Consider the following 11,910-nt stretch of genomic DNA (forward strand, 5'->3'; position numbering starts at 1 on the left):
CGGGATTCTTAAAAAATCCCGTTTACCGCGTCACTCATCCTCCTCCGCATCCAGGAGTTCCATATTCAGGCCGAGGCCGCGCACTTCCTTGACGAGAACGTTAAAGCTCTCTGGAATGCCCGCTTCGAAGTTATCCTCGCCCTTGACGATGCTTTCATAGACCTTGGTCCGGCCCGCGACGTCGTCCGACTTGACGGTCAGCATTTCCTGCAATGTGTAAGCGGCGCCGTAAGCTTCAAGAGCCCAGACTTCCATCTCACCAAAGCGCTGGCCACCGAACTGTGCCTTACCACCCAGCGGCTGCTGTGTGACGAGGGAGTACGGCCCTGTCGAACGTGCGTGGATTTTGTCGTCCACCAGGTGGTGCAGCTTGAGCAGGTACTTGACGCCGACAGTCACGGGGCGGGCAAACTGCTCACCTGTACGACCATCGAACAGCACCGACTGACCGGAGGTGTCGAACCCAGCACGCTTGAGGCTGTCGTTCACGTCCGCTTCCTTGGCACCGTCAAAGACCGGCGTGGCAATTGGCACGCCGCGGCGCACGTTGTCGGCCACTTCAAGAAGCGTGTCCTCGTCCATGCCGGTGATGCCCTCTTCGTAGACATCATCGCCATAAGCCAGCTGCATTGCTTCACGCACAGGTGTCAGATCGCCGGAACGCTTATACTCTTGCAGCGCCTCGTCGATGTTGATGCCCAGACCGCGTGCGGCCCAGCCCATGTGTGTCTCAAGAATCTGACCGACGTTCATCCGGCTAGGAACACCCAGAGGGTTAAGGCAGAAGTCGACCGGGGTACCATCGGCGAGGAACGGCATGTCCTCCATTGGCACCACTTTCGAGATCACACCCTTGTTCCCGTGACGACCGGCCATCTTGTCGCCCGGCTGCAGCTTACGCTTCACCGCCACGAACACTTTGACCATCTTCATCACACCCGGGGGCAGATCGTCACCACGACGTACTTTCTCGACCTTATCCTCGAAACGTGCATCCAAGGTCCGTTTCTGGATCTCGTACTGCTCGTTCAGGGCTTCGACGATCTTCGCGTCATCCTCGTCCTCAAGGGCCAGCTGCCACCACTGACCACGGGTCAGAGTTTCCAGCAGTTCCTCGGTGATCTGGCTGTTCGCCTTCACGCCTTTCGGGCCTTTGACGGCGATTTTGCCAAGGATCATGTCCTTGAGACGCGCGTAGATGTTGCGGTCGAGGATCGCCAGCTCGTCGTCCCGGTCACGGGCCAGACGTTCGACTTCCTCACGCTCGATCTGCAGCGCACGCTCGTCTTTCTCGACACCGTGACGGTTGAAGACGCGCACTTCGACAACGGTGCCGAAATCGCCTGGCTTCACACGCAACGAGGTGTCGCGCACGTCAGAGGCTTTCTCACCGAAAATGGCGCGCAGAAGCTTTTCTTCCGGCGTCATCGGGCTTTCGCCCTTCGGGGTGATCTTACCCACAAGGATGTCGCCCGGCTCTACGTCCGCACCGATGTACACGATACCGGCTTCGTCGAGGTTGCGCAGAGCTTCCTCGCCGACGTTGGGAATGTCGCGGGTGATTTCTTCTGGCCCAAGCTTCGTGTCACGCGCGGCGACTTCGAATTCCTCGATGTGGATCGAGGTGAAGACGTCATCACGGGAAATCCGCTCGGAGATCAGGATGGAGTCTTCGTAGTTGTAGCCATTCCACGGCATGAAGGCGACGACGACGTTCTTGCCGAGCGCCAGTTCCCCCATATCGGTCGACGGGCCATCTGCGATGACCTGACCTTTCGTGACCTTCTCGCCCACTTTCACCAGCGGGCGCTGGTTGATGCAGGTGTTCTGGTTCGAGCGCTGGAATTTGCGCATGCGGTAGATGTCCACACCCGCGTCGCCCAGCTCAAGGTCTTCGGTGGCCCGGATCACGATACGGGAAGCATCGACTTGGTCGATGATACCCGCGCGGCGTGCCGTGTAGGCCGCCCCGGAATCGCGTGCCACAACTTCTTCGATGCCGGTGCCGACGAGCGGCGCCTCAGCTTGCAGAAGCGGAACCGCCTGACGTTGCATGTTCGAGCCCATGAGAGCGCGGTTGGCGTCGTCGTTTTCGAGGAACGGGATCAACGAAGCAGCGACCGAGACCAACTGCTTGGGCGAAACGTCGATTAGGTCCACGTTTTCCGTCGGGGCCAACGTGTAGTCACCGGACTGACGGGTCGAGACCAGTTCGTTGACGAACTTCATGTTCTCGTCGAGGTTGGCGTTCGCCTGAGCCACGGTGTGGCGCATTTCCTCGGTTGCGGACATGTAGTGCACTTCGTCGGTGACGGTGCTGTCCTTGACCACGCGGTAAGGCGTTTCGATGAAGCCGTATTTGTTCACGCGGGCAAAAGTGGCCAGCGAGTTGATCAGACCAATGTTCGGCCCTTCCGGCGTTTCAATCGGGCACATCCGACCATAGTGGGTCGGGTGAACGTCGCGCACTTCAAAGCCCGCACGCTCACGTGTCAAACCGCCAGGCCCAAGCGCCGAGAGGCGACGCTTGTGCGTCACTTCGGACAGCGGGTTGGTTTGGTCCATAAACTGCGACAGCTGCGACGAGCCGAAGAATTCACGCACCGCAGCCGCGGCTGGCTTAGCGTTGATCAGGTCTTGCGGCATCACCGTGTCGATCTCGACGGAGGACATCCGCTCTTTGATCGCACGCTCCATGCGCAGCAGGCCGACGCGGTACTGGTTTTCCATTAGTTCGCCGACGGAACGCACACGACGGTTGCCGAGGTGGTCAATGTCGTCGATGTCGCCACGGCCATCGCGCAGGTCAACCAGCGCTTTGATACAAGCGACAATGTCGTCACGGTCCAGCGTGCGCTGTGTGTCGGGCTTATCAAGCGCCAAACGCATGTTCATTTTCACGCGGCCAACAGCCGAGAGGTCATAGCGTTCGCTATCAAAGAACAACGTGTCAAAGAGCGCAGACGCGGCCTCAACGGTGGGCGGCTCGCCCGGGCGCATGACGCGGTAGATGTCCATGAGCGCGGTGTCGCGGTTCATGTTCTTGTCCATCGCCATGGTGTTGCGCATGTAGGGGCCGACGTTGACGTTGTCGATGTCCAACAACGGAATCTCGGTGATGCCCGCGTCGATCAGCTCCTTCGCGGTGCCGCCGATCAGGGTGCCGTCTTTGTCGTATTCCAGCGTCAACTCGTCACCGGCTTCGACGTAGATCGCACCGGTTTCTTCGTTGATGATGTCACGCGCGACGAACTTGCCAACGATGTGATCGAAAGGCAGCAGCAGGTCTTTGACCTTGCCTTCGTCGAGCAGCTTTTTGACGGCGCGAGGCGTGACCTTTTTGGTCGCTTCGAACAGGATTTCACCTGTCGCTGCATCCACCAGATCATAGGTCGGACGGGTGCCGCGCACGCGGTCGGGGAAGAAGGGTGCAACCCAGCCCTTGTTCTTCTCAAGCGTGTAGGTGACCGTCTTGTAGTAGGCGTTCATGATCGCCTCTTGGTCCAGCCCGAGGGCATAGAGCAAGGTCGTCACAGGCAGTTTGCGGCGGCGGTCGATCCGGGCAAAGACGATGTCTTTGGCGTCGAATTCAAAGTCCAGCCAGGAACCGCGGTAGGGGATGATGCGGCAAGCGAAGAGGAGCTTACCCGAAGAGTGGGTTTTGCCCTTGTCGTGGTCAAAGAACACGCCCGGGGAGCGGTGCATCTGGGATACGATCACACGCTCGGTGCCGTTCACGACGAAAGTGCCGTTCGGCGTCATCAGGGGCATGTCGCCCATGAACACGTCTTGTTCTTTGATGTCTTTGACCGACTTGGCGCCGGTGTCTTCGTCTACATCAAACACGATGAGGCGCAGCGTCACCTTGAGTGGCGCGCTGTAGGTCATGTCACGCTGCTGACATTCCTCAACATCGTATTTCGGTTTTTCCAGCTCGTACTTGACGTATTCAAGCACGGAGGTCTCATTGAAATCTTTGATCGGGAAAACCGACTGGAAAACACCTGTGATACCTTCACCATCGGTGGGGGTCTCGGCGTCGCCGGAATTCAAGAACAGATCGTAAGAGGATTTCTGAACCTCGATGAGGTTCGGCATCTCCAGCACTTCGCGGATTTTGCCGTAATATTTACGCAGACGTTTCTGGCCAAGGAAGGATTGTGCCATGTGTCGTGTCACCTTTCGTGTCTCTTGCCGAGCGCATCAACCACCGGGGCCGTGGTGCGCGCCCATAAGAGCGGAAAATCCGGGTCAATTCTTGGAATGCGTCCCACTGCATCCCTTCCGACCATGGACCTCTCCAGAGAAATACTCCGCCGGACGGAACATTCGTCAAAACAGGTCAGGCTGGACAGGAAAACTCCCGTCCAGCCCTTGTTCATGCGTGGTGCACGTTGCCGCGCACCTCTGGCTTAGGCCAGCTCGACTTCGGCGCCAGCTGCTTCCAGCTTGCCTTTGATCTCTTCGGCTTCGGCTTTGTCGACGCCTTCTTTGATCTTGCCACCGGCTTCGACCAGGTCTTTGGCTTCTTTCAGGCCGAGACCTGTGATGCCGCGGACTTCCTTGATCACGTTGATCTTGGATGCGCCGGCGTTCTTCAGAACGACGTCGAATTCGGTCTTTTCTTCTTCGGCAGCGCCGCCATCAGCAGGACCAGCCATCATCACTGCGCCGCCAGCGGCGGGCTCGATGCCGTACTCGTCTTTGAGGATGGTTTTCAGTTCTTGTGCTTCAAGCAGAGTCAGACCAACGATGTCTTCTGCCAGTTTTTTCAGATCAGCCATGTTTAGCTCTTTCCGTTACGATATGTGTGTTCCAACGCGCGTGTTCAACCCGAGCGCCGGCTTGACGATATGCCTTACGCAGCCGCCTTGTCCTCGATCGTGGACAAGATGGATGCGATGTTGCTTGCAGGTGCGCCAATGGCCCCGGCGATGTTCGAAGCAGGTGCGCCGAGCATGCCCGCGATGGTGGAGATAAGCTCCTCCCGCGAAGGCATTTTCGACACGGCTTCGACACCAGCGGCGTCCAACGCGTTCTCACCCATGGAACCACCAAGGATCACCAGCTTTGGGTTTTCCTTGGAGAATTCCTGAGCAACCTTGGCCGCAGCCACAGGATCCTCAGAATAGGTCAGAACGGTCATACCCGTCAGAAGGTCAGCGATGCTTTCGCATGGCTTGCCCTCAAGGGCGATCTTGGCGAGCCTGTTTTTGGCAACACGCACGGCCCCACCGGCAGCGCGTGCGCGCGCCCGAAGGTCCTGCATTTCGGCAACTGTCAAACCGACGTAGTGGCTAACCACAACGACGCCAGAGCTTTCAAAGATCTGGCCGAGTTCGTCGACCAGCTGTTCTTTTTGTGCTCTATCCACAGTTTCACTCCAAATTTGGGGGTTGCCCCCCGGCTCAGTTCAGGATGCGATCTTTTGCATCCCATTCGGGTCCAATGTCAGGGTCCCGGCCAAAACCGCCCGAGGGCAGAATTTTTCCGGTTTCCCATCTCAGGAAGGAATTATTCAGGCCAAGGCCCAAACCCTCCGTCTCGGACAGACGCGCGGACCGATCTTTTGGTCCTTGCGTATCTGACGGCCGAAGCCGCCAAATCTCGGGTCGTAAGGTGGGAGGCTGGCCCCCACCCCACTGGATCACTCGGCGGTTGCGTTCTCGACAGCGACCGACACGCCCGGGCCCATTGTGGAGCTCAGGTTGATCTTTTTCATATATGTGCCTTTGGCACCGGCAGGCTTGGCTTTGGACACCGCGCCAACAAAAGCACGGATGTTTTCGGCCAGCTTGGCTTCGTCGAAGGACAGTTTGCCAACGCCTGCGTGGACGACACCGCCCTTTTCGGCTTTGAACTGAACTTCACCGCCCTTGGCCGCTTTCACGGCGTCGGCGACATCCATGGTCACGGTGCCAACCTTGGGGTTCGGCATCAGGTTACGGGGGCCAAGCACTTTACCCAGACGGCCAACGATCGGCATCATGTCGGGTGTCGCGATGCAACGATCAAAGTCGATCTTGCCGGACTGCACGGTTTCCATCAGGTCTTCTGCACCAACGATATCTGCGCCAGCCTTTTCGGCTTCTTCAGCTTTCGCGCCACGGGCGAAGACAGCAACGCGCATGGTTTTGCCGGTGCCGTTGGGCAGGCCGACAACACCGCGGACCATCTGGTCTGCGTGGCGTGGGTCAACACCGAGGTTCATCGCGATCTCGATGGTTTCGTCAAACTTTGCGTTTGCGCTTGCTTTGATGAGGCTTACCGCTTCTTCAACGGTGATCTCTTCTTTACCAGCAAAGGCTTCACGGGCGGCGCGGGTGCGTTTTCCAAGTTTTGCCATCTTACTTCACCTCGATGCCCATGGACCGGGCAGAGCCCAGAATGATCTTCATCGCCGCTTCCACGTCGTTCGCGGACAGGTCGGCGGCTTTTGCTTCTGCGATCTCGCGCAGCTGCTTGGTGGTCACGGTGCCGACGGTTTCACGGCTCGGCGTTTTCGCGCCGGAATTCACCTTGGCAGCTTTTTTCAGGTAGTAGGACGCCGGGGGCGTCTTGATGTCCATGGTGAAGGACTTGTCCTGATAGTAGCTGATCACGGTGGGGCACGGTGCGCCCGGCTCCAGGTCTGCGGTCTTGGCGTTGAACGCCTTGCAGAATTCCATGATGTTGATGCCGCGCTGACCGAGAGCCGGACCAACGGGCGGGGACGGGTTTGCTTGACCCGCTTTAACTTGCAACTTCATCGTACCGACGAGTTTCTTGGCCATCTGACCATTCTCCTTTCAACACCCTTGGGGCGCGCCCCGCGGGATCTTCGTTGCGTGGTCCGGGTTGGGCGCCGCGGCGCCCTTGCCTCCCACAATGACCGACGCCCTCAGGCGCCGGGATGGCGGGGCGAACCCCGCCTCACGCTCAGATCTGCTTGTTGACCTGAGTGAATTCCAATTCGACCGGGGTTTCCCGGCCAAAGATCGAGACCGATACCTTGAGGCGCTGGTTGTCCTCGTCGACCTCTTCGATCATGCCGTCGAAGTCTTCGAACGGACCGTCGGCAACCTTGACCTTTTCGCCGATCTCGAAGTGGATCAGCGTGCGTGGAGCTTCTTCGCCTTCCTGCACGCGACCCAAGATCGCCTGAACCTCGGCATCGCGCATCGGCATCGGGCGGCCTTGCGGGCCCAAGAAACCGGTGACGCGGTTGATCGAGTTGATCAGGTGATAGCCCGCGTCGGACATTTCCATATGCACCAGCACATAGCCGGGCATGAAGCGACGCTCGGTGGTCACCTTCTTGCCGCGCCGGACCTCGATCACCTCTTCGGTGGGCACCAGCACTTCGTCAATCTGGTCTTCAAGTTCCTGCTCGGCCACGGACGCGCGGATCTGCTCGGCGATCTTCTTTTCGAAGTTCGACAGGACACTGACCGAATACCACCGTTTTGCCATCTGAACTCTGGTCCCTGTCTTGCCATGCGGGCTGCCCCGGCATGTAAATTCGTCAATCACACGGAGCCTCGGCCCCGCAACATCTGAACAAAAAATCGGCGCGCAACTCGAATCGCCGCACGCCCCTTTTCAGGTCAGGTCTGCGCAATAGCCCGCGCAGACGCAGGTTTCAAGGGTGTAAAGATAAATTCACCCGAGCGGGCGATGCTTAGCCGAACATCCCAAGGATCTGCTGTAGACCGCCGCGGATCAGGATATCTACGATCGCAAAGAAAACCGCCGTCAGCGCGGCAAGGATAAAGACCATCACAGTGGTCAGCATCACTTCGCGCTTGGTCGGCCAAACAACCTTGGCAACTTCGGTACGAACCTGCTGGATGAACTGAAGCGGATTGGTGGTGGCCATGACATCTTTCCTTGTTGCCCGATTGGGCGGATGTAACGGGTCCGCCCCCTAGTTTCAAGACACCATCGCGTCCGGCCTAGGCTTCGGAGTTGCGCAGACTGTCAAACCGGCGATCGAGGGCCTCATCATGGCGGGTGTCAGCCGCTGCCATTTCGCCAAAGTCCGGCAGATAAAGCCCGTCGACCGTCCCTTCGGGAAAGCGATCAAGCACCGCATCCCATTTCATCGCGAAAGCATCCAAACGTGCATGAAGCGCCGCCGCCCGGTCCGGCCGCCGCGCGGCATACCAGCGCCCAAGCGTCAATGCCCGCCCCCAAAACCCGTCATAACCAAGGGCGAGAAAGACCCCCAGCGTGACAAACACCGCGATGAAAACCACGCCCAGTACTAACCAAGGCCGCAGAATCACAGCGAGCGCAAGCAGGCTCAGCATCACCGCCCGAGGCGACGGCCGTTTCTTAGGTATCTTGAGCGGCAAACGTTTTTCGGATTTGGCTTTGGCAACCTCCGGCTCCGGCAGCTCGGGAAAGGCATTGCGTCCGGACTGCCGATGTTTGGCGGTGGGCTCCGGTGTGTCCATCCCGGTGCCCGCATGCCCCTCCGCCATCACGTTTCGGATCGCAGACAGCGCGGTGGGGTCCAATTCAGATGCTGACGAAGGGGCAACCTTATCTGTGGGGGTCATCTTATCGATCTCTTTAGACAGTTGCGAAAGAGTTACCGATCTATTGCGCCCCCTGCAGGGCGGAAAATGGACAGTTCTTAGGCATAGTGGTTTTGCCCCCCCCAAAGACAAAACCGCCGCAGCTTTATAGCTGCGGCGGTTTTGTTATTTTTCTCATCGTCGAGAGATACTGTTTTATCAGGAACTTATTAGGTTTGGCGATGACCTACTCTCCCACGTCTTAAGACGCAGTACCATCGGCGCTACGGCACTTAACGGCTGGGTTCGGGATGGGACCAGGTGTTTTGCTCGCGCTATGATCACCAAACCAAATAAACTCCTGATAAAGCGCTCTGCGCGTTGCGACGCAGAGCGTGTTCCAAGTCATGTACAACTGATTGTATGTGTATGCTTTTGATTGATAAGTTGAAGTCTTGCTTCTACTGGATCAAATCAAGCCTATCGAGCAATTAGTACCAGTCAACTGAACGTGTTACCACGCTTACATCTCTGGCCTATCGACGAGGTGGTCTACCTCGGCTCTCAGGGATACCTTGTTTTGAGGGGGGCTTCCCGCTTAGATGCCTTCAGCGGTTATCCTGTCCGATCATAGCTACCCAGCACTGCTATTGGCATAACAACTGGTCCACCAGTGGATCGTTCACCCCGGTCCTCTCGTACTAGGGGCAACTCCTCTCAAGTATCCTACACCCACGGAAGATAGGGACCGAACTGTCTCACGACGTTCTAAACCCAGCTCACGTACCTCTTTAAACGGCGAACAGCCGTACCCTTGGGACCTGCTCCAGCCCCAGGATGAGATGAGCCGACATCGAGGTGCCAAACACTGCCGTCGATATGGACTCTTGGGCAGTATCAGCCTGTTATCCCCGGCGTACCTTTTATCCGTTGAGCGATGGCCCTCCCACTTGGGACCACCGGATCACTATGGCCGTCTTTCGACTCTGCTCGACTTGTCAGTCTCGCAGTCAGGCTGGCTTCTGCCATTGCACTCAACGAGCGATTTCCGACCGCTCTGAGCCAACCTTCGCGCGCCTCCGTTACGATTTAGGAGGCGACCGCCCCAGTCAAACTACCCGCCACACAGGGTCCCGGAACCGGATAACGGTCCGCGGTTAGACATCAAGCAGAACAAGGGTGGTATCTCAAGGGAGGCTCCACCGAGACTGGCGTCTCGGTTTCAAAGCCCACCACCTATCCTGCACATGTTCGGCCTAATGCCAGTGTGAAGCTGTAGTAAAGGTGCACGGGGTCTTTCCGTCTAACCGCGGGTAACCGGCATCTTGACCGGTAATTCAATTTCGCTGAGTCTATGTTGGAGACAGCGGGGAAGTCGTTACGCCATTCGTGCAGGTCGGAACTTACCCGACAAGGAATTTCGCTACCTTAGGACCGTTATAGTTACGGCCGCCGTTTACCTGGGCTTCAATTCAGAGCTCTCACCCCTCCTTTTAACCTTCAGGCACCGGGCAGGCGTCAGACCCTATACGTCGTCTTGCGACTTCGCAGAGCCCTGTGTTTTTAATAAACAGTCGCCACCCCCTGGTTTGTGCCCCCAGCCTCTAGTTGCCTAGAAACCGGGCCTCCTTCTCGCGAACTTACGGAGGTATTTTGCCGAGTTCCTTCAACATAGTTCTCTCAAGCGCCTTGGTATTCTCTACCTGTCCACCTGTGTCGGTTTAGGGTACGATCTAGCGATGGAGCTATTTCCAGGGACCTCTAAGCAGCCCATTCAATCCGATAAGGATGAACTACCCTCGAGATCCGTCACTTCCATCTGGCCCAGGAATATTAACCTGGTTCCCATCGACTACGCCTTTCGGCCTCGCCTTAGGGGTCGGCTTACCCTGCTCAGATTAGCTTTAAGCAGGAACCCTTGGACTTTCGGCGAGAGTGTCTCTCACACTCTTTGTCGCTACTCATGTCATCATTCTCACTAGTGATCTCTCCACCGGATCGCTCACGCGCCAGCTTCACAGAAAGCTCCTTGTGTCCAATCCTACCTAAGTAGGTAAGGACACATGGAACTATGTCACACTACGCTCTGCTACCATGCAATAAATGCATCCTCAGCTTCGGCTCATGGCTTGAGCCCCGTTACATCTTCGCCGCAAGACAACTTATTTAGACCAGTGAGCTGTTACGCTATCTTTAAAGGATGGCTGCTTCTAAGCCAACCTCCTGGTTGTTTTGGTCGTCTCACCTGCTTTCCCACTTAGCCATGAATTAGGGGCCTTAGCTGGAGGTTAGGGTTGTTTCCCTCTTCACGACGGACGTTAGCATTCGCCGTGTGTCTGCCGACTAGTACTCCTCGGTATTCGGAGTTTGGTTAGGATCAGTAAGCCTGTGGGGCCCCATTACCCATCCAGTGCTCTACCCCCGAGGGTATTCGGTCGACGCTCTACCTAAATAGATTTCGCAGAGAACCAGCTATCTCCGAGTTTGATTGGCCTTTCACCCCTAGGCACAGCTCATCCCGATCTTTTTCAACAGATGTGGGTTCGGTCCTCCAATAAGTGTTACCTTATCTTCAACCTGGCCATGCCTAGATCACTCGGTTTCGGGTCTGATCCCACGAACTCAACGCCCTATTAAGACTCGCTTTCGCTACGCCTACACCTAACGGCTTAAGCTTGCTCGTGAGACCAAGTCGATGACCCATTATACAAAAGGTACGCTGTCAGGACGCAAGGTCCCTCCAACTGTTTGTAGGCGTTCGGTTTCAGGTACTGTTTCACTCCCCTCGTCGGGGTGCTTTTCACCTTTCCCTCACGGTACTGGTTCACTATCGGTCAGTAAGGAGTACTTAGCCTTCGAAGGTGGTCCTCCGATCTTCAGACAGAATTTCACGTGTTCCGCCCTACTTAATACGTCCAATCATGCTTCTTATACGGGACTATCACCCACTTTGGTTGCGCATTCCAACGCATTCTAACCACACTCATGGCTCGGCTGGTCCCCGTTCGCTCGCCGCTACTAGGGGAGTATCATATTGATTTCCTTTCCTCCGGGTACTTAGATGTTTCAGTTCCCCGGGTTTGCCTTTTTAAGCCTATATATTCAGCCTAAAAATACCTGGTTTACCAAGTTATTAGCTGCACCGAAGTGCAGTAATAACAAAGTATCAGGTGGGTTGCCCCATTCAGAAATCCATGGATCAAAGCTTATTCTCAGCTCCCCATGGCTTATCGCAGAGTATCACGTCTTTCATCGCCTCTTACTGCCAAGGCATTCACCAAACGCCCTTTTCGCGCTTGATTTGATCCAGAAAAAGCAAGACTTAGCGTCTCGCGCGAAGATCAGAAGCTGGTAAGAAACTGATCCTCTTTATCCTGTATCAAAAGCATACTTTTACCCGCCCAGACTA

At 56.7% G+C, this 11,910-nt stretch carries 8 protein-coding genes and 2 rRNA genes; all 10 read right to left on the minus strand.

What is annotated here, in order from left to right; translation table 11 throughout:
- Positions 1–30 precede the first annotated feature (30 nt).
- The 10 genes from rpoB to B5M07_RS14955 all read right to left on the minus strand — a co-directional run bounded on the left by rpoB (position 31) and on the right by B5M07_RS14955 (position 11,803).
- Complete coding sequence (gene rpoB, locus B5M07_RS14910) at positions 31–4,167, minus strand: DNA-directed RNA polymerase subunit beta (RefSeq protein WP_093928958.1); 4,137 nt, start codon at positions 4,165–4,167, stop codon at positions 31–33.
- 245 nt (positions 4,168–4,412) lie between these two features.
- Positions 4,413–4,784, minus strand: coding sequence for a 50S ribosomal protein L7/L12 (rplL, locus tag B5M07_RS14915; protein ID WP_007118820.1), 372 nt, complete (start codon positions 4,782–4,784; stop codon positions 4,413–4,415).
- Between the two features lie 74 nt (positions 4,785–4,858).
- Complete coding sequence (gene rplJ / locus B5M07_RS14920) at positions 4,859–5,374, minus strand: 50S ribosomal protein L10 (protein ID WP_007118819.1); 516 nt, start codon at positions 5,372–5,374, stop codon at positions 4,859–4,861.
- A 273-nt stretch (positions 5,375–5,647) separates the two neighbouring features.
- The gene (gene rplA / locus B5M07_RS14925) at positions 5,648–6,346 is read right to left on the minus strand and encodes a 50S ribosomal protein L1 (RefSeq protein ID WP_120351874.1); all 699 of its coding nucleotides are present in this window, start codon (positions 6,344–6,346) and stop codon (positions 5,648–5,650) included.
- A 1-nt stretch (position 6,347) separates the two neighbouring features.
- The gene (gene rplK, locus B5M07_RS14930; protein WP_007118817.1) at positions 6,348–6,773 is read right to left on the minus strand and encodes a 50S ribosomal protein L11; all 426 of its coding nucleotides are present in this window, start codon (positions 6,771–6,773) and stop codon (positions 6,348–6,350) included.
- Between the two features lie 145 nt (positions 6,774–6,918).
- Positions 6,919–7,452, minus strand: a complete 534-nt coding sequence (gene nusG / locus B5M07_RS14935) for a transcription termination/antitermination protein NusG (protein ID WP_007118816.1) — start codon at positions 7,450–7,452, stop codon at positions 6,919–6,921.
- Between the two features lie 208 nt (positions 7,453–7,660).
- On the minus strand, positions 7,661–7,858 hold the full coding sequence (gene secE / locus B5M07_RS14940) for a preprotein translocase subunit SecE (RefSeq protein ID WP_007118815.1): 198 nt from the start codon (positions 7,856–7,858) through the stop codon (positions 7,661–7,663).
- Positions 7,859–7,934: 76 nt separating this feature from the next.
- Positions 7,935–8,543, minus strand: a complete 609-nt coding sequence (locus tag B5M07_RS14945) for a hypothetical protein (RefSeq protein ID WP_120351875.1) — start codon at positions 8,541–8,543, stop codon at positions 7,935–7,937.
- A gap of 192 nt (positions 8,544–8,735) precedes the next feature.
- Positions 8,736–8,850: ribosomal RNA gene (rrf, locus tag B5M07_RS14950) — 5S ribosomal RNA — on the minus strand.
- Between the two features lie 121 nt (positions 8,851–8,971).
- Positions 8,972–11,803 (minus strand): 23S ribosomal RNA (locus tag B5M07_RS14955).
- Positions 11,804–11,910: the final 107 nt, after the last annotated feature.

This window comes from Sulfitobacter sp. D7, from assembly GCF_003611275.1.
Lineage (GTDB): Bacteria > Pseudomonadota > Alphaproteobacteria > Rhodobacterales > Rhodobacteraceae > Sulfitobacter > Sulfitobacter profundi.